The sequence below is a fragment of the Mesorhizobium sp. B3-1-8 genome, from assembly GCF_006439495.1.
In the GTDB taxonomy this organism is placed as follows: Bacteria; Pseudomonadota; Alphaproteobacteria; order Rhizobiales; family Rhizobiaceae; genus Mesorhizobium.
This window is the reverse complement of sequence record NZ_VFTK01000019.1, coordinates 26,989-48,757: the sequence shown is the minus strand read 5'-3', so window position 1 is coordinate 48,757 and position 21,769 is coordinate 26,989. Positions and strand designations below refer to the sequence as shown.

Genomic DNA, 21,769 nt, shown 5'->3' with positions numbered 1-21,769 from the left:
CACCCACGGCCGGTCAGAGCGATGGGAAGCTGTTGACGCCGGTGCGCATCGGGTTTTCCGACTTCCATTTTTCGAGCGGGTTCTGCGATTTCCATTCGGCGGCATAAGGGCCGAGCGTGGTGAAATGTACGCCCGCGCAGGCTTTCATGCGCTGGATCAGCCGGTCGAGCATCATGATGCGATGGCCGCGGCCGATGAATTCGGGATGCATGGTGAGCGTGTAGATGCCGCCCTTGCAGTTCTCGAGCGCATACCGGAAGTCATCCCACCAGATTTCCTCGATGTCGCGCGGATTCGAGTAGCCCTGGTTCCAGCCGGCAACAACCTCGAAGGCCGGATAATCGTCCAGCCCCCAGGTGACGGGAAGCTCGACGATATCGGTCGCCGGGCCGAATTTGTAGGGCTCGTCAAGGCCCTCTACCTCGTCTCCCGTGTCGGGCAACCTGAAAAGCGATAGAGCTGTATGGCCCTACTGAGTGGCTGGCCCGATGAGAATTCACCAGTTCCGGATCGTCGCAAGTGACGCCTTGAAGTTTTGCCGTCGGGGCCAACGCAATCTCGATCGGCGCCGGGGTTAGATTTGCCGCCAGGATGCGGATTTCGTCGGCGAGCTGAAAAGCGACGGCCGCCACTGCCGAATGATTGACCGAAACGTCGTAGCGCTGGGTTCCTGCTGCAGCCACGAGTTGGGCATGGATGGCCTGTAACGGTCGCGGGGTGCCATCCTCATTCAAAAGCCCGAACGGTCCGGTCGGTGCTGCCAATATCAATCGATCGGCGGCTGTCGCGGCTGCCTGGGTCGCCACGCCGACGGCAAAGGCGGCACCGAACAATGCTTGCTGGCGCGGGTCGATGCGGGCGGCAGGTATCCGGATAAGGTCAGGATTGGCCGCAACTGACTGTCCGTAAGGATTATGTCGCATACCGATCGTGCACGGTCCCAGCCAGATCGACTTGCCAGGACATAAATGCCGCGCCGTCTCCATCACGGCTGAATAAACCGTCAGGGTTTCCATGACCGACTGCTCGTCGGCGGCATGCACGATCGCGCTGTTGCCGAAGAAGACAAAATCCGCATCTCCGCTCGGCGGATTGCGGTTGAATTCGGTGAACAGGGAGGGAGTTCCCGCGCCTATCAGGCAATCGATGCCATTTGCCTTGAGCGCATCGACCAGTTCGCCGACGGGCCGCTCGCCTGTAGGCAAATGGTTCGAGGGCCGCGTCTTGAATTCGCGCCGGGGCGAAACCAGCAGCGCGCTGGGTTTGACTTTGGACAAACGAATCGCATCGGCAATGGCCGCTGCTTCTGCTGAGGGATCGACCGTTTCAACAACCGCCTCGACCGCCAATCGGGCGCCGAGCGCACCCGCAAGGTCGGCTGATTTGCGCAGCATCCGAGCGTCATGCCCGCGCGCGCTGTCGAAGCGAACAATGATCTCCGGAACCGGCCCAAGCAAAGATGCGCTGGCCGTCGCGTCAGGCAAATCGTCTGGATCGAGGAACAAAGCAATAGACGGCATGCGTCCAGCCGGTCCGCCAAGCGTCAGAGTTACAACGCCGCCGGTTGTCTTTTGGGTTGCCGACGCATCGGCGCGCACGGAAACAGTGATGCAATGACGGTCCTGCGTATCTTTGCGAATGATATATGGACGGGGTTTTGAAAGTGGCCGGATATAGGTCTTGAAAGAGGCGTCCGTCCAGTTGCGCTGGTCCTCCATCTCGAAGGCATCGCCTTCCATGGCGACGGTGCAGGTCATGCCGGGTGCCGGGTAATGCGTCAGCGCCGAAATGTCGAATGCAGGCTGATCCGGACTGATCAGAGAGGGAAAAATCGTATCTTCGATCATTCCGTTGCTGTGCCGGATGGAAAGCTTTCCGCCCGCTGCCTCGGCAGGGTGAAGCACGACGAAGCCTGTGCGGTTTGTCGGAAAATCAGTGAGTGCAACACCTTCGGCCTCCAGGCTGAGTTCGCCCGAGGCGTCGCCGGTAATCGTCATTCGATAAGCAAAGCGGCCTTGCGGACCGCTGCAGAGTCCATCGTAGCCTACTTTGAAGGAGTCCCCTTCCGTCGCCACAGAGACATTGGAGAGCTCGGCCTTGTAAGTCCCCCAGGATGAATCGCGCGCGAGATAGTTTATCGCTCGAACCACCTCGACGCCGGCAAAGGAAATCGTCCGCAGATTGCCGTCCTCAAGGATAGCGGTCAGCGATCCGGCAGTCAGAAGCCGTCGTTCCGGCAGGGGCTCGTCGGTGCCGTAGAGCGCCACAGGATCCGGATCGGCTGTCACAGCTTCGCCTGCTTGAAGTTCTCATCGACTTTGTATGTCACGACCGTCTTGCTGCTCACCATGTCGCGCGTGCTGGCATCGAAGCTGCGATAGTGCTCGGAAGCAAGATGCAGGTCGAAGGCTGCGCGGTCACGATAGATCTCGTAGAGGAAGATCTGCGACGGTTTCTGGGGTCCCAGCGGTGTCAGCACATCGAAGCGCAGGCATCCCGGCTCAAGCTCGACGGATGACGCCGCATTCTCCGAAACGAGCCGGTAGAACTCGGGAAAGGTCCCCTCGACGAGCTCGAAAACAACGGTCAGCGCAAAGGCCGCTTCGGAAAGCATGCTCATCCAGGCTCTCCGTTGTGAATGGGATTCCATTGCATGGGTTGAATGGCGCGCCGTTCGTCCGCGGCGCGATAGGCGGCGTCGACCAGCGCGTATGTCTTGAGATTGTCCTCGCCGCTGGTTTCGGCCGGGACGCCACGCTGCAGACAGTCGAGAAAATGGCCGCATGCGCCGATCACGCCTTGCTGGGCGACATGCCAGGGATGACCGGTCCAGGTCAGGAGCGGCGCGCCAGCATCTTGCGTCCAGGTCTTGCCATCGCTCGTCACCGTTATCCTGCAGCCGGCTCCAAGCGAAATCGCGCCCTTGGGACCTTCAATGACCAGCAGCGTTTCAGGAAAATGATCGGGCAGACGTCGCGACTCGTACGTGCATTCCACAACCGACACCGCGCCACTTGCATGGCGCAGCAGCATGGTCGCCGTATCCTCGGCGCGAACGTGCGGATTGCGTTTCTGGGTTTCACTGGATATGTGCTCGACCTCGCCGAGGAAGAAGCGCGCAAGGTCCAGCATGTGGATGCCGACATCAGCAATCGCCAGCCGCTCCTCGTCATAGAAATAGGGCTGGGTCTTGTAGACATCGAAGCCGGTCCTGAAGCGAATCCTCGCCCAACTCGGCGTTCCGATGGCGCCGCTGTCGATCACCTTGCGGACCACGCGCATCGGCGCCTGGAACCGGAAGTTCTCGTGCACTGCAAGCCATACATTTGCCTTGCGGGCCGATTCGACGATCGCAACGCAATCTTGCCAGGTCGACGCGAACGGCTTCTGGACGATCGCGGCAACGCGATGCGCGATGGCGATCTCCGCCAACAGCCTGTGCGTGTCATGGCGTGTGACGATGTCGACCACGTCGAGACGCTCGGCCTCGAGCATGCTTTCGGCGTCCGAGTAAAACGGCACGCCGAACTGCTCCCCAGCCGCGCGCGCCTTGCCGGCATCGACATCGCAAACGGCAGCGAGTTGCGCTCCCGTTTCGGCGAGGTCGCGCCAGGAATGCAAATGGTTCTGCGCGAAGAAGCCGCAGCCGATCACACCAATGCGCAAAGGGCGGGCCATACCTCTATCCGGCCACGATCGGCGTTCTGAGCACGCCGATGCCAGTCGCCTCGATCTCGACGATATCGCCCGCCTTCATGAAGATCTGCGGCTTCTGGAAGGCGCCTACGCCAGCCGGCGTTCCGGTCGAGACGAGATCGCCGGGCTCAAGCGGCACATAGTGTGAGAGGAAGGATATCAGCCGCGGCAGCGAGAAGAGCCAGTCGGACGTGCTGCCATTCTGCAGCAGCTTGCCGTTGAGCCGGGTCTTCAGCGCCACATCATCCGGCCTGGTCAGTTCATCGGCAGTGACGATGCAGGGGCCGATGGGCGCGAAGCCGGCGAAATTCTTGCCGATGGTAATCTGGTTGTCCTTGAATTGAACGTCGCGGGCGGAGATATCGTTGAGCAGCGTGTAGCCGAAGACCGCCGGCATCACATCGGCCTCCGCGGCCTTGTGCAGGCGCTTGCCGATCACGGCGGTGAATTCAACCTCGTAGTCCATCTGTTCGGTTCGAACCGGCTTCTCGACCGCCACGTCCGGCCCGACGACCGATGACGGCAGCTTTGCGAAGAAGAACGGCTCGGTTGGCATCTTGGCGTTAGGATTTTCCTCGGCATGCCCTTTGTAGTTGATGCCGGAGCAAAGAACCTTGCCGGGGCGGATGGGGGCTTCGAGCATGACATCGACAAGCGCATAGCGCGGCGCCTGGGTAAGTCCGCCGCGAATTTTGTCGAGCGCCGACTTGCCGCCCTGCACGATGTCGAGCACCGACGCCGCTAGCCCGGCTTCGGTGAGGCACACCACCTCCTCGCCGTCGAGGACGCCGGCGTGGTGGTGATGCCCCGCCTTCTTATGGGAGAAAGTCACGAATTTCATACGGCCTCCGAAACGAAGACAGCCTTGTGCAAGGCCATCGGATTGTCAGCGAGTGTTTTGAAAACGGTGGGTGCCTCGGACAGCGAGAAGCTGCTGGCGATCTTGGGATAGTGGATCTTGCCCGACGCAAGCAGATCGAGCGCCTCGGGAAAGCAATCGACGGACGCGCGCGACCCGAGGATCGTGACTTCCTTGCGGGTGAAATCCAGGCCGGGAAACGTGACGCCCTGCCCTTTCTTGACGAGGCCGAGGATGACGATACGGCCGCCGGCGGCGACGAGGTCGATGGTCTGTTCCATCGCTGGCGCCGCACCCGTCGCCTCCATGACGACCGGCATGCCCTCGCCGTTCGTGATCTCAAGCACGCGCTCGAGCAGGCCCGCGCCGCCGGCGATCGGAGTTGCACCCATGTCCGCGGCGGTGGACAGCCGCTCCGCCGAAAGGTCGGTTGCGTAGACTTTGGCGCCGAGCGCCCGCGCGACCTCGACGATCGCCAGACCGATCGGACCAGCGCCTAGAACGAGGACCGTGTCGTCGGCGGTGACCATTCCACGCCGGCAACCCTGGACGCCGATGGCGACCGGCTCGGCGAATGCCGCCTCGAAATCGGTCAGCCCGTCCGGCACAGGGTTCAAATTGGTCGCGGGCGCGGTGACGAAATCGGCGAAGCCGCCCTCGCGATGTACACCGATAATGGCGAGGTCGGCGCAGCAATTGCGCTTGCCGACCCGGCAAGGATAGCAATGGCCGCAGCCTATGAACGGGTCGACGACGACACGCGTCCCGACCTTCGGACCGGCGGTCCCTTGACCGTAAGCCTCGACCGTGCCGGCGATCTCGTGACAGCCGATGCGCGGGTAGATCACGTAAGGATTTTTGCCGGTGTAGATGTAGAGATCGCCGGCGCACAGGCCCGCTGCCCCGACGCGCACCAGCACCTCGCCCGGTCCAGGGAGCGGCTTCGGCACATCGGCGATGCGGATCGACCGCGGCTGATCGAAAATGGCGGCCTGCATCATGCCGCCTTTGCGGGGCGCACCACCCTGCCTTCGGCGTCGAATTCGATCCAGTCGCCGGCCCGAAGCAGATAGGGGTCGGCGATAGGCTCGCCGCGCGCCCTCGCCGCGCCATGATGCTTCATGTAGTCGGCGACATCCTTGTCGCCGTCGAGGGTGATGTAGTGGCATGGCAGCACGGTCTCGAGCCCGAGCCATTGGGTCGCAAGGACCCCCTCGTAGGGGCTCATCTCGCCCGTCAGCATTTCGCCAGGCATCGGATTGAGATGCAGGACCTCCTGCGGATTGGCGATGCCGATGCATCCGACATTCGGCTTGTAGAGTTGGCCCTGCAGCTTCAGGTCGGAGAAGATGGCTGTGTCGCCATAGTGGTAGAAACGCAGCCCGTCGGCATAGACGATGAAGGCCATCGGCACGCCGGATATGAAGGAATTGTCCTTCAACCTGATCTGCGACCAGTGGTGACATTCGAGCGGCTGTATCTCGATGCCCGCCACCTTGACACGGATGCCCCAGGTGGTTGCACGAATCTGGTTTGCGGGGATGCCGCGGTCCATCAGCCAGGCCTTCACCTCGCCGCCGCAGACGACCGGGCATCCATATTTGGCAGCGATTTTGTCGGTGTCGCCCAGATGATCGAAGGCCGCATGGCTAACGATCACCAGATCCACGTGGTCGAATTCGATGGATTTGGTTGCGGCGCCGGGGTTCTGATCGAGAAAGGGATCGCACAATATGCGCATGCCGTTCTCGGTCAGAATCTCGTAGGCGGCGACGCCGTGGAAGCGGATGCGGGTCGTGGGTCGAAGCGTCATCGGTTCAACTCGTCTTTCTCGTGTCGATCTTGAGCGGCAGGCAGGAAAGTCCGTGCCGATCGCCGCGTGTCTTCCAGCGAAGTTCTTTCGTCGTGTCAGGCGCAAGGCTCAAGCGGGCTTCGATCAGCGTCTCAAGTGTCACCGCCATTTCCATGCGCGCTACACCCGCACCGGCGCAAAGATGTGGGCCGGCCCCGAAAGTGAGATGCTTGTTCGGATTGCGATCGAAGCGCAGCTCGTTCGGCGCTTCGAATACCGATGGATCTCGGTTGGCCGAGCCGAAACCGAGCGCCACAATATCGCCCTCGCGTATATTGCGACCGTGCAGGCACAGGTCGTGCGAGGCGTTGCGGCCGAAAATCTCGATCGGCGAGGAATAGCGCAGGAACTCCTCCACCGCGGTGGGAACGAGCGCTGGCTCCTCGGCAAGCCGCTCCAGGGCCTTCGGGTGTTCGGCGAGCCAGTGCAGCATTACCGAAAGGCCATCCGCCGTGGTCTCGAAACCTGCGCCGAAGACGACGGTCATGAATGAGCGTATCTGATTGTCGTCCAGCCGTTCGCCATCGATCTCGGCCGCAATCAGCATGCTGATGAAGTCGTCGGTCGGCTTGGAGCGCCGCGCCGCGATCAGCTTCTCGATATAGGCGTTGAGTTCACGGCTCGAAGCCGCGCCGGCTGCAGGGTCGCTCATGTTGAACATGCTGGTGATCCAGCCGATCCACCTGTCCGAATCTTCCAGCGGCACGTCGGTGAAGGCCGCCAGCGAGGCGACGGCAACCGGCACGCAGAATTCGGCAACGATCTCGGCCTGTCCCTTCGCAGCCATCTTCTCGAAGAGGGACCGGGCCAGCGCCCTGACGCGCGGCGTGATGGCTGCGACACGTTGTGGGGCAAAGACCGGGTTGACCAGCGCGCGGTAGCGCGAGTGCCGCGGCGGATCGACTTCGATCGGCAGCTGGGGTTCGGTGCGCGGCGTGATCACGGGAATGGCCGTCACGCCGGGAACGCTGGATGTGTAGTCGCGCCAATTGATTGCCGCCGACCGCACGTCGTCATAGCGGCTCAGCAGCCAAAAACCTCCGTGCCTGTTCGACCAGGCCACCGGACATTCGCGCCGCAGCCTGTCGAAGGCCGAGAATGGATCGGCGACGAACGCGGGATCGTGGATGTCCACGTCGTCCGGTATCGTCTGTGGTGTCACTGTTGCGGCCATGGTCGCGACTTGATCGGGTTGGTTCGCTTCAAAGGTGCCTCCGGCGGCAGGGGTGAACCGCCGGAGGAAGGGGCAACAGCCCTCGTGGAGATCGACTACTTGACGCCGAGCGCGGCCGTCACCTTGTCGACATTGTCCTTGGTGACGAGGAGTACGCCGGTGTCGAGCGTATCGGGGACCGGACGACCGCCATCGGCGGCGCCAAGGCCGGCGGACTTCAGACCGTTGTGATTGTAGTCGTGCAGGATCTTGACGGCGTAGTAGATGAAAAGCTCGCGGTTCTGCACCACGATGCCCTCGACCCAGCCTTGCTTGGCTGTCTTGAAGAAGTCGGGCGTCTGCTCCATCGCGGTCACCTTGATGTCGCCTGGATTCTTGCCGGCCTCGCGCAATGCGGTGACGATGCCAGCGCCGGACTCCGAGTCGAAGCCGGCGATGCCGGCGATGTCCGGATTGGCGGCCAGGATCGCGGCCGTCACCTGCGCGGCCTTCTGCGCGTCGCCGCCGTCATCTTCGTTGGAAACGATGTTGTACTTGCCGCCGCCATTGGCCTCGATATAGGCCTTGAAGCCAGCGACCGCCTCACGCATGTTGCCGGCATTGATGATCGACATCATGGCCAGCTTGCCGCCGCTGGGCAGCTTCTCCATTATCTTCTTGGCCTGCGCGACGCCGACCTGTGTCCAGTTCGTGCCGATGTAGGCCAAGCGGCCCGAGTCCGGCAGATCGCCGTCGTCGACGACGGTGGGCACACCCTGTTCCAGGCACTTCTTGACCGATTCCGTCAGAGACGGATCCCAGCCACCCACCACGGACACGCCATTTGGCTTCTGCGCGCAGACCTGGTCGACTGCGGCGATAAAGCCCGGCAGGTCAAAATCGGTCGGCCCGGCAACGACCACTTTCACGCCGAGTTCCTCGGCGATCTTCTTCATGCCGACATAGTCGTACTGCACGAAGAGCGGAAGGTTGGCCTTGTTGGAAATCCAGTAGTAGGTCTCCTTGGCGTCAGCGGGGCCAAACGATGATTCCTGAGCGCGCGCAGGTGCCGTCACGGCCGATGCAAGCGCCGTCATGCCCAAGGCGATCAATGTCGATTTCAGCATAGAGCCCATTCCTGTTTCCTCCTGATTGGGTTCTGATCCCAGTTTTTGCAGTTCCCCCGGCTCTGGCCGGATTTCCCCCGCTTGCTGCCCGATCAGGCGCGGCCCGCGGTCTTGAAGCGGTCGAGCGAGACGGCGAACAGCAGGACGAGACCAACGACCAATCCCTGCCAGAACACACCGACCGCGTTGATGATCATGGCGTTCTCGATCAGGGCGATGAAAAGCACGCCGAGAATGCCGCCCAGAACCGTGCCCTCGCCGCCCTTGAGGCTGGCGCCGCCGAGCACCGTCGCGGTAATGACCTTGAGTTCGATGCCGACGCCGGCATTGACGACCGCGCTGTTCAGCCGCGCCGCCCCAAGCACGCCGGCGATACCCGCCAGCGCACCCATGATCACGAAGCCGATGAGAATCAGCCTGTCGACGCGGATGCCCGACAATTGCGCCGCACGAGGATTACCGCCGACGAAATAGAACTGGCGGAAGAAGCGGGTGCGCGCGATCAGCCAGCCGCCGATCAGGACAAGAACCAGCATTGCCCAGAACGGCGACTGGATGCGCAGGATCGGATCGGCGGCGCGGCCATACTCGGCGAAGCTGTCCGAGATCGGGGTGACGCCCGTTCCGGCCGTCACATAGGTGAGGCTGCGGTAGATGGTCAGCGTGCCGAGCGTCGCGATCAGCGCGTTGATGCCGATGCGGGTGACGATCAGCCCGTTTATCAGCCCAGCCACAGCCCCGACCACGACACCGATGAGGAGAGCCGCCTCGGCGGGCCAGCCCCACCAGCCCGCGACAACGCCGGCCCATACGCCGGCCAGCGCCAGCGTCGAGCCGACCGAAAGATCGAACGTGCCCGCAATCATCAGGAGCATCATGCCGCAGACGAGGATGCCGACGGGCGCGAGGTTCAAAAGCACGGCCCGCATATTCGGTCCGGTCGGGAAATTGTGCGGATAGACGACGGTCATCGCCAGCGCCAGCAGCACGACCAGAACGAACAATGTCAGCTCGCGCGAATTGGCCAGCCGGCGCACGATGCGCAGCGGCAAGGCCTCGCGCTGCTCCACCGGCGCCTGCGCTTCGTTGCGGGAAATCTGTGCCAAGCTCATGCTCCAACCGCTTCCTTGCGTACGTCCGCCACGGACGATGTGAACCGGGTCGCCAGCCGCAGAACCTGCTCTTCGGTCGCGCCTTCGCCGGGGAGTTCTCCGACTGTTCGGCCTTCGGCCATCACCACGATGCGGTCCGCGAGCGCGAGCACCTCGGGCAGATCCGAAGAGACGACCAATAGTGCCACGCCCCGCTCAGCGAGGCCGCGCAGGAGGCGATAGATTTCGGAGCGGGCGCCAACATCGACGCCGCGCGTCGGCTCGTCGACGATGAGCAGGCGGGGCTCCATGGCTAGCCATTTTGCCAGCAGCACCTTCTGCTGGTTGCCCCCGGAGAGCTCGCCGACGATCTTGTGCACGCTCGGCGTCGAGATGCGCAGCTCGCTGATGAAGTTGCCGGCCAGCGCCTCGGCCTTCCTGTTGGAGAAATTGGCGCCCGACGAGACCTTCGACAGGACCGTTGCGGCGATGTTGTTGACGAGATCCATTCCCAGGAAGAGGCCCGAGGTCTTGCGATCTTCCGGCACCATGCCGATGCCGGCGTGCTTGGCGTCCCACGGTCCCTGCGGGTTGATCGGCGCGCCTGCGATGCGGATTTCGCCGGCCCTGCGGACCCTGGCACCGAAGATGGCCTCGCAGAATTCGCTCCGCCCTGAGCCGATCAATCCGGCCAGGCAGACGACCTCGCCCGCACGCACGGTGATCGAAGCCGACCGCACAAGCGGCGGCGCGGAGATCTCATTGGCCTCAAGAACGATCGGCCCCACTTGTCGTGGCGAAGCCGAGCGCGCGAGATGGACCTCGCGCCCGACCATGAGCCGGATCAATTCGTCCGTCGTGGTCTCGGCGACCTTTCGGGTGCCCGCCAGCCGCCCATCCTTCAGCACAGTGACCGAATTGCAGAGCGAGAAGATTTCGGCGAGGCGGTGGGATACATAGATGACCGAAACGCCGTCCCTGGCCAGCTGACGCACGATCTCGAACAGCTTTTCGGTTTCGGTCAGGGTCAGGGCCGCCGTCGGCTCGTCAAGGATCAAAAGCTTCAACTCGCGCGACAGCGCCTTGGCGATCTCGACGATCTGCGCCTGGGCCGGCGACAAGAACGCCACCTTCATGGCTGGATCGATGGCAACGCCGAGTTGGGCGATGAGAGCGTGGGCTCGTTCACGCATCAGTCTCACATCGACCTGGCCGAGCCATTTCGTCGGCTGCCGGCCGGCAAAGATGTTCTCCGCGACCGAGAGCTGCGGCACCAGCGAGCCTTCCTGATGGACGATGCCGATGCCGAGCTCGCCGGCCGCTTTCTCATCGAGTTCGCCGAGAGCGACGCCATCGAGGCGCACCTCGCCGCTGGTGCGGGCATAGACACCGGCGACGATCCTGCCGAGCGTCGACTTTCCGGCGCCATTCTCGCCCAGAAGAGCCCGGATTTCGCCGGGCTCAACCGTCATCGATACATCGTCGAGCGCGCTCACGCCGGGGAACGATTTCGAGAGCTGCGAGACTTCGAGGCGCGCCGCCATCTCAAGCCTCAAACGCTGAACGACAAGGCCGGCATCGTTATGCCTTTGCCTGAAGATAGTGGGCTTGTTTGGCCTGGATCATCCAGACCATCGTGTCGTTGACCGGCGTCGCCACACCGATGCGCTTGCCGGCATCGACGATGGCGCCATTGATCACCTCGATCTCCGTCTGGCGCCTAGCCTCGACGTCCTGCAGCATCGAGGCCTTGCCGCCAACCGCCTTCTCGAGCAATCCGGTGATGGCCGCCCAACGTTCGTCGTAATCGAGCGAAATGCCTTGCGCATTGGCAACGGCCACGACCTCCCTAAGGATCGCGGCCATCAGCGACTTGGTCGCGTCAAAAGCGACCAGTTCGTGCGACATGAAATGCAGCAGGCCGGCGACCGGCAGCGTGCAGGCGTTCAACGCAAGTTTCTTCCAGACCTCGTCCAGGATGCGTTCCGATTTCGTGGTTTCGATCTGCGCGGCGCGGAAGGTTTCGATCACCTTGTCCAGACGCGGCGTCGTCTTGCCGTTCAGCTCGCCGATATAGGTCATCCCCACACCAGGATGCTTCACCCTGCCGGGACCAAGCAGCGTGCCGCCGTGATAGGTCAGGCCGACAAGCACCTTGTCTTCGCCGACAATGCCGGCGATGCGCGGTGCGTTTCCCCAGCCATTTTGCAGGCTGAGCACCGCGGTATCGCCCGAGATCATCGGCGCCGCGGCGCGGACCGCGGCATCGGTGTGGTAGCATTTAACGAAATTGATGATGAGGTCGACGGGCCCGACCTTGGACGGCTCCGTGCTTGCGGGAACGCGGATGATCGGCTGAGTGCCGTCCTTCTCCTCGATCGTCAGGCCGTTGTCGTTGATTGCCGCCACGGCAGGCTTCGACACATCGATCAGCGTGACGTCATTGCCGGCGCGGGCGAGGTATCCGCCAAAAATGCCGCCCATCGCGCCGCCGCCGCCCAAAATGGCGATCCGCATGTCTTCTCGCTCCCTGACCCGCCGAGGGGTGTTTTTGGCAAGGCCGTGCCTTCGCTTCCGATCGCTGTCGGAAACGCGCTTTCGGCGAACGAAGCCGTTCGCCGATCCGGCCTTGTTTTGGTTCATGTTGCCGTCATCCTTGCAAGCAGTTGCATGGTTGTCAAGTATGATGGTATGAAAGGTCTATGGTCGACCCTCTCGTCATAGAACGCAAGAAGCTCTTCGAGCACGTAGCCTCGCATCTCGAGGCGCAAATCCTATCCGGCAAACTGAAGCCCGGCGATCAATTGCCGCCCGAGCGCGACCTGCAGATGCGCTTCGGCGTCGGCCGGCCGGCAATCCGCGAGGCTCTGATCTCGCTGCAGAAAGCCGGGCTCGTCGAACTCACCAACGGCGCGCGCGCCAAGGTACTGATGCCGACCGCCTCGCATATCTTCACCGGCATGGCCCCGGCGGTGCGCCAGATGCTCTCGACCGAGGAGGGGCATCGCTACTTCCAGGGCGCTCGCCTGTTCTTCGAAGTCGGGTTGGCGCGCGAGGCAGCCCGCCACGCGACGGCCACGGACCTTGAGGCGCTGGCGGCTGCGCTCGAAGCCAATCGCAAAGCGATAGGCAACCGCGAGCGGTTTACCTCGACCGACATCGCCTTCCATTTCGAACTGGCGAAGATGGCGCGCAATCCGGTCTTCATCGCGCTGCACGACCAGATTTCGGAATGGCTGAAGGAACAGCGCACCGTCACGCTTGCCGCCAAGGGGCAGGAAAAGACGGCTTTCGAGGCGCACAAGGCGATCTATGAAGGCATCGCCGCGCGCGACCCCGACCGCGCCGAGCAAGCCATGCGCACGCATCTGGAGCAGCTTGCCGTGACCTTCTGGCAGCAGCGCACGCACGACTGACGGCCATGCGGATCGGCGTCATCGGTGATGACTTCACCGGCTCGGGCGATATCGCGAATACGCTGGCCAAGGCCGGGGCACGGACGCTGCAGTATATCGGCACGCCCGCACATCCGGCACAACCGGACATCGATGCGGCCGTCATCTCGCTGAAGACCCGCTCGATCGCTGTCGACGAGGCGGTCGCGCAATCCATCGCCGCTTGCCGTTGGCTCGTTGCAAATGGCGCCGAGCAGATCGTTTTCAAATATTGCTCGACATTCGATTCGACTCCGCAAGGCAATATCGGGCCGGTCGCTGCGGCGCTGCTCGATGAACTGGAGGCGCCGCTGGCACTCGTCTGCCCCGCCTTTCCAGCGAATGGGCGCACGGTCTATCAGGGCCATCTCTTCGTCTGGGACAAGCTGCTTAGTGAATCCGGCATGGAAAGCCATCCGCTGACGCCAATGACGGACGCTGATATCCGGCGCTGGCTGGCGCGCCAGACAAACCTGAAGGTTGGACATCTTCCGTTGCACGCCGTCCGATCGCAGATGCTGGGCAAGGCGCTTACCGACGCCGAAGCCGCCGGCGAGCGGCTGGTTGTCGCCGACACGATCCTCAACGACGACCTTGTCAAGCTCGGCCGCGCCGCCGCCGGTCACAAGCTGGTCACTGGTGGATCAGGCATCGCTCTCGCGCTACCGGGAAATTTCGGCATTCGCGCCAGCCGCGCCTCCAGGGGCTTCCAGGGCGCGCATGGTCCGGCGCTGGTTCTGTCCGGCAGTTGCTCGGCGGCGACACGACGCCAGGTTTCGCTCTACCGGCAAACGCACCCGTCCATGGAACTGAGTGCCGAGGCTTTGAGTAACGACGGCGACGCGGTCGCAAAGCAGGCGTTTGCTTTCATCGAAAAGCACAAGGACGTTGCTCCGCTGGTCTTCTCGTCCGCGGATCCGGCGGTTGTGTCGGCGGCGCAGGCTCGATATGGCGGCTCGGAGCTTGCTGGCCGGTTCGAGTATTTTTTCGCCTCGCTGGCCACGCAAGCGGCGGCAGCCGGCTTTCGCCGCATGATCGTGGCTGGCGGGGAGACGTCCGGCGCGGTTGCCTCAGCGCTGGGGCAAGGACCGATGCGCATCGGCTCCGAGATCGACACTGGCGTGCCCGTGCTGGTTCTCGACGGGCCGCCGCGTCTGGCGCTGGCGTTGAAGTCGGGCAATTTCGGCGCCGATGATTTCTTTCAACGCGCCCTGAACATGCTGAAAGGCAGCAGCCGATGACACTGGAAGAACAGCAGCTTCGCGACGAAATCTGCCGCTGGGGCGGCTCGCTCTTCAAGCGCGGCTATACCGCCGGTTCCTCAGGCAATCTGTCGGCGAGGCTCTCCGACGGTTTTCTTGTGACGCCGACCAATTCCTGCCTGGGATATCTTGAAGCTTCCAAGCTCACAAAACTCGATTGGAATGGTGTCGCCGTTTCGGGGGACGCGCCGACCAAGGAAATTCCGCTGCATATGGCATTCTATGAGTCGCGATCACAGGCCGCCGGCGTCGTGCATCTGCACTCGACCTATGCCACGGCGCTATCTTGCCTCGAGGACACCGATCCCGAGGATACGATCCCGCCCATAACCCCCTATGTCGTGATGCGGGTGGGGCGTGTGCCTCTCATACCCTACACACATCCTGGATCGGCAGACACCGGTGCCTTGGTACGAGCACGCGCGCCCGACCATGCCGCAGTTCTTTTGGCCAATCACGGCCCGGTTGTCTCGGGCCGCAGTTTTCGCGATGCGGTTTTCGCGGCCGAAGAGCTTGAGGAGACCGCAAAGCTGGTTCTGCTGACAAGAAACATGTCCGTGCGTCGCTTATCCGACGATCTGGTTGCCGAACTCAATCAACGCCGAAAATCGTGAATGCCCGACTGCGCTTAGCCTTCGCACGCACTGGCCCGATCAGCCTCATGCCGCCTCTTTCATCGTCAAGCTGGAGGGCGGAACATCTCGACGCCGTCAGCGTCCACAGGCAGTGTCACGCGCGCACAAGCCGCATAATGGTATCGATATTAAACTCCAAGCGCTGATCTAGGGCGCCCTTGTCCATCAGATCGCGCTCGAAAATAATTGAGCCCGTGAAGCGGTTCGTCAGATAATAATATCCGATGGCGGCGATCGTAATATTCAGCTGCACGGGATCGATCCCCGCACGAAAATCCCCGCTGCTCACGCCCCTCTCGAGGATGCTTGACACCATGGCGACGAACTTGCGGCTGGCGGTCTTGATCAGCTCGGACTTCTTCACATGCTTTGCGCGGTGAAGGTTCTCGCTGTTGACCAAGGTGATAAACTCGGGATTCTTCAGATAATATTGCCATGTAAACCGCACGAGGCGTTCAAGGGCATCCCTGGGTTCGAGGTCGTCAAGATGAAGTTTCTGCTCGGCTGTGCGGATGTCCATATAGGCGTTTTCCACAACCGTCTGAAAGAGACCGTCCTTGCTGCCGAAATAATGATAGATCATGCGCTTGTTGGCATTGGCCTTCGCCGCAATGACATCGACGCGGGCGCCGCCGAGTCCGTTCTTGGCGAAATCGCTCTTTGCCGCTTCCAGGATGCGAAGCTTGGTCGCCTCGGCATCCCGAAGCCGCTTCTTCTTGGCGACATTGCCTGATTTGTCGGACGTTGCGTCCACTTTGGTCGCTCCCTTGATTCCAGTTCCAGCGTGTAGGCGACGATCGATCATACGCTGAAAGTCATTTCAATTGTTCGAGAAGTCAACAGGCCGCGCATTGCGCCGGCGCTTGACTCTCGCCCGTTAAGGAAGTAACTAGATGGTGCATTAAGCGACCAGGGGAGCGGTTTGGACGGCCAGACTCTCGACGTTGCTCAATAGATGCCCGCGCCTGCGGGTCGTTGCCAAATGGGAGGTAGCATGTCGACTTTCATCAAGGATTTCATCGAGCGCGAGACCATCAACCGGCGCAATTTCCTGCTCGCCACGGCTGCGGGCATGGGAGCCATGGCCGTGCCATTCGGCTTGGGCGGCGGCGCCGCTCAGGCGGCTCTCACTGACCCGGCGGTCGCCTGGTCCTACCGCGACCGCGCCTCGGCTTACTGGAACTCGATCGTGTCGGGTGGTGAAGCTTTCGTGGAATCGCTCGGCAAACCGAAGGATTCCCTCGTCTCGCTGATCAACGAGGGCTCCTCCGAAAAATCGCTGGCCGACATCAAGGCGTTTCTTGCCAAAACCAACGGCAAATGCGCCATCGCCTGCGACGCCAACGACAGCCCGAACGCACGTCCCGTGGTCGAGGCGGTGCGGGATGCCGGCGCCTACATTTCCACTATCTGGAACAAGACCGACGACCTGCATCCCTGGGACATCGGCGACAATTACGTCTCGCATATGACTTGGTCGGACGAGAAGCCGGCCGAGCAGACAGCGCGTATCCTGTTCGAGGCCATGGGAGGCAACGGTGGCGTCGTGCATCTGGGCGGCATTGCCGCCAACAATCCGGCCATCGAACGCCTCAATGGCTTGAAGAACGCGTTGAAAGATTTTCCCAACATCGAGCTTCTCGACGCCCAGCCGGCCGATTGGGACACGACCAAGGGTACGGAACTGATGGCGTCTTTCCTGACCCGTTTCGGCGACAAGATCACCGGCGTTCACTGCGCAAATGACAATATCGCGTATGGCGTGATCGAGGCCCTGCGCGCCGAAGGCATCGAGGGTATGCCGATAGTGGCCTATGACGGAAATCCGGAGGCGGTGAAGCTCGTCATGGACGGCAAGCTCCTGGCGACCGTCTTCACCAATCCGCACTGGGGCGGCGGCATCACGGCGGCGCTCGCCTACTATGCAGCGACCGGTGCCTTCAAACCCTCCGAAGAGCCGAAGGAGCACCGCGAATTCTACGGCCCGACGATCCTGATCTCCAATAAGGATGCCGCGGACTTCAAGGCCAAATATCTCGATACCGTTCCGTCCTACAACTGGAAGGACTTCTGGGGCCCGGGCAACGGGCAGATCAAGTACAAGTAATACGAAGCTCGATCGGGCGGCCTTTTTCAGGGCCGCCCCCCTCCACAACGGCACGCCTGGACGGGAGGCCGAAGTTGCCACGCATCCTCACGCGGGAGAACGCGATCCGCTGGGCACCTTTGCTGGTGCTTCTCGCGCTCATAGTGCTGTTTACGGCGATAAACCCTTCGTTCCTGTCGCAGCGCAACTTCGCGCGCATCGCGATCGCGGCTACGCCCGCGCTCATGGTGGCGGTCGGCGTGACCTTCATCATCGTGATGGGTTCCATCGACCTCTCCATGGAGGGTGTCGTTTCCCTGACGGCGGTCCTGTTCTGCTTCCTGATGCTGGCGCTCGGCGGAACGCTCGCGTCGGGCGGCTGGATCGCAATCCCGGTCATTCTTGCCGTCGGGGCCGCGGTCGGCCTGGTCAACGGCCTCATTCACGTCAAGCTGAAAATACCATCCTTCATGGCGAGCCTCGCGCTTGGATTCGTCGGCACGGGCGCCGCGATCCTGCTGACTGGCGGCGACATCGTCAAATTCAACGATCCGACGTTCCGCGCCCTGCTGACCTGGCGCATTCTCGGTTTCCCGCTGATGGTTTATGTCGCGGGCCTGTGCCTCGTTCTTGCCTGGTTCATCCAGGCCCATACCCGCCTTGGACGCTATTTCTACGCGGTCGGCGGCGGCGAGGAACTCGCTCACGCCTCGGGCGTGCGGGTGCGGCAGGTGAGGATGGCGGGTTTTTCGCTTGCCGGCTTCTTCTACGCGATAGCCGCGATCCTGCAGGTGGCGAAGCTCGGCCAGGCCGAGTCGGTCACCGGATCCAATTTCATGTTCATGTCCATCACTTCGGTCGTGGTTGGCGGCGTGGCGCTGTGGGGCGGCGTAGGTGGAGTGTGGAACACGCTCGTCGGCGTCCTTATTGTCGCGGTGATCAACAACGGCATGGTGGTCATCGGCCTGCCCGACTTCCTGCAGGCCGCCGTTCTCGGACTGCTCGTCATCATCGCGGTCATCCTGTCGACGGACCGACGCTCGGTCGCGTTCGTCAAGTGAGGGCGCCATGTACGAATTGAGAGCCGTCGAAAAGAAGTTTCCCGGCGTCAGGGCACTGAAATCCGTCGACTTCTCCATCAGTCGCGGTGAGATCGTCGGGCTGGTGGGCGAAAATGGTGCCGGCAAATCCACGCTCATGAAGGTGATTTACGGCGCCTATCAGCCCGATGGCGGCGAAATCCTCATCGATGGCAAGCCTGTGCGGTTCAGCGGCCCCCGCGATGCGATGGAAAGGGGCATCGGCATGGTGTTCCAGGAGCAATCGCTGGTCACCAACCTGTCGGTGATGGAGAACATCTTCCTGGGCTATGAGGACCAGTTTTCGCGCTTGGGCGTGGTCAACTGGAAGGCAATGGCCAAAGCCGCCAGGAAGCAGCTCGCCAAGGTCAAGCTCGATATCGACCCGCGCGCGGTCACCTCAAGTCTTTCCTTCGCGCAGCGCCAGCTTGTGGAACTGGCCAAGGTGCTGACCCTGGAGGAACGGGTGCAGGGTCATCTGGTCGTCCTGCTCGACGAGCCGACCTCGGTGCTGGCGGAGGAAGAGGTAAAGCTGTTGTTCAAGCTCGTGCGGGAGCTGACGGCGCGCGCTTCATTCATCTTCGTGTCCCATCGCATGGACGAGGTGATGGAGCTCTCGGACCGCATCTACGTGATGAAGGACGGTCAGGTGGTCGATGTCGTCTCGCGCGGCGCGGCGACGCCGGAGGCGATTCAGCACAAGATGGTCGGCCGCCACGTCGACAAGGAATATTATCGTGAGCAGCGGCAAAAGCCCTACGACGCAACGAAGCCTCTGGTCGAGCTGTCGGATGTCAGCCTGCCCGGACGGGTCCGCGACATCTCGCTGACGCTGCATGCCGGCGAGGTGCTGTGCCTGGTCGGCACCGAGGGTTCCGGCCGCGAAGCGATCCTTCGAACCATTTACGGCATGCGCGCGCCCATCAAGGGCACTTTGAAGGTCAAAGGCGAGATCATCCCCGGGCTGACGGCTCGCGGCGCGGTGGAACGGGGCGTCGGCTATGTACCGCGCGAGCGCAAGGTCGAAGGGATCGTGGCCGGCATGAATGTCTACGAGAATATGACGCTCTCGCAAATGCCGCGCTACGCTCGGATGGGTTGGCTCGACGTGGCCGACGAGCGTGCCCTTGCCAGGACGTGGATCAGCAAGCTCTCCATCAAGGCAAGTTCAGAATACGCCGATTGCGGCAACCTCTCCGGAGGCAACCAGCAGAAGGTCGTGCTCGCCAAATGGCGGTCGGGCGGCTCCGATATCATGCTTCTCGACCATCCGACCCGAGGCCTGGATATCGGCGCCAAAGAGGATGTGTACGATATGATCAGGGAGATGTGCGACGATGGGGTCGGCGTCATCCTCGTCGCCGACACGCTCGAGGAGGCGATCGGCCTTTCCCACACCATCGTCGTCATAAAGGACGGTGAGATCCAGAAGCGCTTCGACTGCGTTCCCGGCTCCAAGCCGACGCTCTACGACCTTCTGCACTACATGATCTGAGAGGCCACATGGACATCCAACGCCTCAAGCCACACTTCCCCTGGATCACCCTTTTGGTCCTGGTCACGATCGTCGGCATCGCCGATCCGAGCTTCCTGAAGCCGGCCAATCTGCTGAGCCTTGCAGGCGACATCGTGCCGCTGTTCATCATGGCGCTGGGACTGACCTTCGCGATCTACATCGGCGGCATCGACCTGTCGGCTCAGTCGATGGCGAACATGATCACCGTGGTTGCCTCGGTCTATCTGGCGTCGCTGGGCATATGGGTTGCCGCGCTGTGCATCCTTGCAGGCTTCGCGCTGGGCACCCTCTCCGGCTACCTGACCACCCGCATGTACGTTCCCTCCTTCATCTCGACGCTGGCCGTCGGCGGCGTGTGCTTCTCGGTGGCGCAATGGCTGTCTGGCAATCGAGCCCTGAACATGGACGCAACACAGCGCAACGAAACCTTCGGCTGGATGATCGGTCGAACCGGCATCGTGCCGCACGAGCTCTTCATCGCGCTCGGCCTGCTGGCAATCTGCCTGATCATAGAACGGCGCACCATCCTCGGCAGGGCGCTGAAGGCCGTGGGCGCCGGCGAACTGGCCGCGGCCGCGTCCGGCCTCAACGTCGCCCGCTACAAGATCCTCGCCTTTGCCATATCGGGAGCGCTGGCCGCAGTGGCCGGGCTACTCTTTTCCGTCAAGCTGTCGGGCGGCGCGCCGACGATTGCCAACGGCTTCCTTCTGCCGGCCATCGTCGCGGTGCTTGTCGGCGGGACGCCGCTGACGGGCGGCGTCGGCGGTGTGCTCAACACCGCGATCGGCACGCTGATCGTGGCGGTCATCCGCGCCTCGATGCTCTACTTCGGCATCGCCGCGACGCAGCAGCAAATGGTCTTTGGTCTAGTGCTGATCGTCGCGATCGCTTTGACCATCGACCGCTCCAAACTTCGCACCGTGAAGTGAGACACGCCATGGCAACAATGCGCGCGGCCGTTCTGACAGCTCCGCACCGTTTCGATCTGCTTGAGGTCGCCGTACCGGAGGTTGGCCCCGACGACGCCTTGATCCGCGTCTCGCGGACCGGCATATGCGGCACCGACATCCATATGTTCAACGGTCACTATGCCGCCGACCGGCTGCCGCTCGTGCCTGGCCACGAGTTTGCCGGGACCGTCGCCGCGACGGGCGAGCGTGTGAAGCATATCAAGCCAGGCACGACCTGCGTCGCGGACGTCAATATCGGCTGTGGCGAGTGCTATTGGTGCCGCCGCAACGAGGTCCTCAACTGCCCCTCGATGACGCAGGTGGGCATCGGGCGCGACGGCGCGTTCGCCGAATATGTCTGCGTGCCGGCGCGGCTCGTCATAGAGGCGCCGGACGATGTGCCGGTTCAGGTGCTTGCCCTGACCGAGCCGGTGTCCTGCGTGGTGCGCGCCGCGCGCAAGGCGCGCGCGAGTTTCGGCCAGTCAGTCGTGATCCTCGGAGCAGGACCGATCGGCAATCTGCATGTCCAGATGATGCGCTTGTGCGGCGCCGCCCCAATCATTGTCGCGGACCTGTCGGAAGACCGTTGCCGCCTTGCCCTTGAAGCCGGTGCGGATGCAGCCGTTGCCAATCCTGCCCTGCTTGAGGCAGAGGTCTTGAAAAGGACCGGTGGACGGGGGGCGGACCTGGTGATCGAGAGCGTCGGCTCCGCACGGCTCTACGCGCTCGCCTTCGAGCTCATCCGCAAGGGCGGCCATGTCGCTTTCTTTGGCCTTACCGGGCCGCACGACACGGTGCCGGTCGATATCCTGCGCACCATCCTCGAGGAGAACAGTCTGAAGGGCTCGGTGGCCGGCATGGGAGAAGACATGCACGACGCGCTGACACTTTTGTCGCACGGCCGCTTTCGGACCGAGGCGTTCACACGCGCGACTTTCCCGCTCGATGACATCCAGCGCGCCTTCGAGACCCTGGCCGAGCGGCCCCAGGATCTCAAGACGCAAATCGTATTGAACTAGGCGCCGGCGC

At 62.5% G+C, this 21,769-nt stretch carries 21 protein-coding genes; 8 read left to right on the top strand and 13 right to left on the bottom strand.

What is annotated here, in order from left to right:
* Positions 1 to 13: 13 nt before the first annotated feature.
* From FJ424_RS18635 to FJ424_RS18580, 12 genes are all read right to left on the bottom strand, one after another.
* The gene (locus FJ424_RS18635) at positions 14 to 442 is read right to left on the bottom strand and encodes a hypothetical protein (protein WP_140653982.1); all 429 of its coding nucleotides are present in this window, start codon (positions 440 to 442) and stop codon (positions 14 to 16) included.
* Positions 408 to 2,288, bottom strand: coding sequence for a hypothetical protein (locus tag FJ424_RS18630; RefSeq protein ID WP_140653980.1), 1,881 nt, complete (start codon positions 2,286 to 2,288; stop codon positions 408 to 410). Before FJ424_RS18630 ends, FJ424_RS18635 begins: the two co-directional genes overlap by 35 nt.
* Positions 2,285 to 2,620 (bottom strand): putative quinol monooxygenase, encoded by a 336-nt coding sequence (locus tag FJ424_RS18625; protein WP_226891957.1) that lies wholly within the window; start codon positions 2,618 to 2,620, stop codon positions 2,285 to 2,287. The genes FJ424_RS18630 and FJ424_RS18625 overlap by 4 nt, the downstream gene beginning before the upstream one ends.
* Positions 2,617 to 3,678: a Gfo/Idh/MocA family oxidoreductase gene (locus FJ424_RS18620; RefSeq protein WP_140653978.1), complete on the bottom strand. Its 1,062-nt coding sequence runs from the start codon at positions 3,676 to 3,678 to the stop codon at positions 2,617 to 2,619. The genes FJ424_RS18625 and FJ424_RS18620 overlap by 4 nt, the downstream gene beginning before the upstream one ends.
* Before the next feature lie 4 nt (positions 3,679 to 3,682).
* On the bottom strand, positions 3,683 to 4,537 hold the full coding sequence (locus FJ424_RS18615) for a fumarylacetoacetate hydrolase family protein (RefSeq protein WP_140653977.1): 855 nt from the start codon (positions 4,535 to 4,537) through the stop codon (positions 3,683 to 3,685).
* Complete coding sequence (locus FJ424_RS18610) at positions 4,534 to 5,556, bottom strand: zinc-binding alcohol dehydrogenase family protein (RefSeq protein WP_246677290.1); 1,023 nt, start codon at positions 5,554 to 5,556, stop codon at positions 4,534 to 4,536. The genes FJ424_RS18615 and FJ424_RS18610 overlap by 4 nt, the downstream gene beginning before the upstream one ends.
* Entirely contained in the window at positions 5,553 to 6,368 is an 816-nt protein-coding gene (locus FJ424_RS18605; RefSeq protein ID WP_140653975.1) for an MBL fold metallo-hydrolase, read from the bottom strand. Before FJ424_RS18605 ends, FJ424_RS18610 begins: the two co-directional genes overlap by 4 nt.
* A 4-nt stretch (positions 6,369 to 6,372) precedes the next feature.
* On the bottom strand, positions 6,373 to 7,581 hold the full coding sequence (locus FJ424_RS18600; protein WP_140653974.1) for a cytochrome P450: 1,209 nt from the start codon (positions 7,579 to 7,581) through the stop codon (positions 6,373 to 6,375).
* Positions 7,582 to 7,676: 95 nt separating this feature from the next.
* Positions 7,677 to 8,696: a substrate-binding domain-containing protein gene (locus FJ424_RS18595; protein ID WP_140653972.1), complete on the bottom strand. Its 1,020-nt coding sequence runs from the start codon at positions 8,694 to 8,696 to the stop codon at positions 7,677 to 7,679.
* An 83-nt stretch (positions 8,697 to 8,779) separates the two neighbouring features.
* Positions 8,780 to 9,793: an ABC transporter permease gene (locus FJ424_RS18590; protein ID WP_246677289.1), complete on the bottom strand. Its 1,014-nt coding sequence runs from the start codon at positions 9,791 to 9,793 to the stop codon at positions 8,780 to 8,782.
* A gap of 2 nt (positions 9,794 to 9,795) precedes the next feature.
* Positions 9,796 to 11,322, bottom strand: a complete 1,527-nt coding sequence (locus FJ424_RS18585) for a sugar ABC transporter ATP-binding protein (protein ID WP_140653968.1) — start codon at positions 11,320 to 11,322, stop codon at positions 9,796 to 9,798.
* 37 nt (positions 11,323 to 11,359) lie between these two features.
* Complete coding sequence (locus FJ424_RS18580) at positions 11,360 to 12,295, bottom strand: 2-dehydropantoate 2-reductase (protein WP_140653966.1); 936 nt, start codon at positions 12,293 to 12,295, stop codon at positions 11,360 to 11,362.
* A 185-nt stretch (positions 12,296 to 12,480) separates the two neighbouring features.
* On the opposite strand from FJ424_RS18580, the gene nanR reads away from it, so the two are divergent.
* The 3 genes from nanR to otnC are packed head-to-tail and all read left to right on the top strand — an operon-like array spanning position 12,481 to position 15,088.
* Positions 12,481 to 13,194, top strand: coding sequence for a transcriptional regulator NanR (gene nanR / locus FJ424_RS18575; RefSeq protein ID WP_140653964.1), 714 nt, complete (start codon positions 12,481 to 12,483; stop codon positions 13,192 to 13,194).
* Positions 13,195 to 13,199: 5 nt separating this feature from the next.
* Positions 13,200 to 14,453 (top strand): 3-oxo-tetronate kinase, encoded by a 1,254-nt coding sequence (otnK, locus tag FJ424_RS18570; protein ID WP_140653963.1) that lies wholly within the window; start codon positions 13,200 to 13,202, stop codon positions 14,451 to 14,453.
* A complete protein-coding gene (gene otnC / locus FJ424_RS18565) occupies positions 14,450 to 15,088 on the top strand; it encodes a 3-oxo-tetronate 4-phosphate decarboxylase (protein ID WP_140653961.1) in 639 nt (212 codons plus the stop codon). Before otnK ends, otnC begins: the two co-directional genes overlap by 4 nt.
* Before the next feature lie 115 nt (positions 15,089 to 15,203).
* Here otnC and FJ424_RS18560 read toward each other — a convergent pair whose 3' ends face one another.
* The gene (locus FJ424_RS18560; RefSeq protein ID WP_226891960.1) at positions 15,204 to 15,863 is read right to left on the bottom strand and encodes a TetR/AcrR family transcriptional regulator; all 660 of its coding nucleotides are present in this window, start codon (positions 15,861 to 15,863) and stop codon (positions 15,204 to 15,206) included.
* Positions 15,864 to 16,103: 240 nt separating this feature from the next.
* Between FJ424_RS18560 and FJ424_RS18555 the strand changes: the two genes are divergently transcribed.
* The 5 genes from FJ424_RS18555 (at position 16,104) to FJ424_RS18535 (ending at position 21,759) form a co-directional block, all read left to right on the top strand.
* Positions 16,104 to 17,216, top strand: a complete 1,113-nt coding sequence (locus tag FJ424_RS18555) for a sugar ABC transporter substrate-binding protein (protein WP_140653957.1) — start codon at positions 16,104 to 16,106, stop codon at positions 17,214 to 17,216.
* Between the two features lie 74 nt (positions 17,217 to 17,290).
* Positions 17,291 to 18,256, top strand: a complete 966-nt coding sequence (locus tag FJ424_RS18550; protein WP_140653956.1) for an ABC transporter permease — start codon at positions 17,291 to 17,293, stop codon at positions 18,254 to 18,256.
* 7 nt (positions 18,257 to 18,263) lie between these two features.
* Positions 18,264 to 19,769: a sugar ABC transporter ATP-binding protein gene (locus FJ424_RS18545; protein ID WP_140643810.1), complete on the top strand. Its 1,506-nt coding sequence runs from the start codon at positions 18,264 to 18,266 to the stop codon at positions 19,767 to 19,769.
* A gap of 8 nt (positions 19,770 to 19,777) precedes the next feature.
* Entirely contained in the window at positions 19,778 to 20,719 is a 942-nt protein-coding gene (locus FJ424_RS18540; RefSeq protein WP_140643808.1) for an ABC transporter permease, read from the top strand.
* An 8-nt stretch (positions 20,720 to 20,727) separates the two neighbouring features.
* Complete coding sequence (locus tag FJ424_RS18535) at positions 20,728 to 21,759, top strand: alcohol dehydrogenase catalytic domain-containing protein (protein ID WP_140653954.1); 1,032 nt, start codon at positions 20,728 to 20,730, stop codon at positions 21,757 to 21,759.
* The last annotated feature ends 10 nt before the right edge of the window (positions 21,760 to 21,769 follow it).

Bases quoted from the DNA above. Each gene is read 5' to 3' on its own strand.
- otnK (WP_140653963.1), top strand. From the start codon at position 13,200: ATGCGGATCGGCGTCATCGGTGATGACTTCACCGGCTCGGGCGATATC.
- FJ424_RS18580 (WP_140653966.1), bottom strand. From the start codon at position 12,295: ATGCGGATCGCCATTTTGGGCGGCGGCGGCGCGATGGGCGGCATTTTT.
- FJ424_RS18585 (WP_140653968.1), bottom strand. From the start codon at position 11,322: ATGGCGGCGCGCCTCGAAGTCTCGCAGCTCTCGAAATCGTTCCCCGGC.
- nanR (WP_140653964.1), top strand. From the start codon at position 12,481: ATGGTCGACCCTCTCGTCATAGAACGCAAGAAGCTCTTCGAGCACGTA.
- FJ424_RS18595 (WP_140653972.1), bottom strand. From the start codon at position 8,696: ATGGGCTCTATGCTGAAATCGACATTGATCGCCTTGGGCATGACGGCG.
- FJ424_RS18625 (WP_226891957.1), bottom strand. From the start codon at position 2,620: ATGAGCATGCTTTCCGAAGCGGCCTTTGCGCTGACCGTTGTTTTCGAG.
- FJ424_RS18610 (WP_246677290.1), bottom strand. From the start codon at position 5,556: ATGATGCAGGCCGCCATTTTCGATCAGCCGCGGTCGATCCGCATCGCC.
- FJ424_RS18540 (WP_140643808.1), top strand. From the start codon at position 19,778: ATGGACATCCAACGCCTCAAGCCACACTTCCCCTGGATCACCCTTTTG.
- FJ424_RS18545 (WP_140643810.1), top strand. From the start codon at position 18,264: ATGTACGAATTGAGAGCCGTCGAAAAGAAGTTTCCCGGCGTCAGGGCA.
- FJ424_RS18615 (WP_140653977.1), bottom strand. From the start codon at position 4,537: ATGAAATTCGTGACTTTCTCCCATAAGAAGGCGGGGCATCACCACCAC.
- FJ424_RS18620 (WP_140653978.1), bottom strand. From the start codon at position 3,678: ATGGCCCGCCCTTTGCGCATTGGTGTGATCGGCTGCGGCTTCTTCGCG.
- FJ424_RS18605 (WP_140653975.1), bottom strand. From the start codon at position 6,368: ATGACGCTTCGACCCACGACCCGCATCCGCTTCCACGGCGTCGCCGCC.
- FJ424_RS18600 (WP_140653974.1), bottom strand. From the start codon at position 7,581: ATGGCCGCAACAGTGACACCACAGACGATACCGGACGACGTGGACATC.
- FJ424_RS18555 (WP_140653957.1), top strand. From the start codon at position 16,104: ATGTCGACTTTCATCAAGGATTTCATCGAGCGCGAGACCATCAACCGG.
- otnC (WP_140653961.1), top strand. From the start codon at position 14,450: ATGACACTGGAAGAACAGCAGCTTCGCGACGAAATCTGCCGCTGGGGC.
- FJ424_RS18535 (WP_140653954.1), top strand. From the start codon at position 20,728: ATGGCAACAATGCGCGCGGCCGTTCTGACAGCTCCGCACCGTTTCGAT.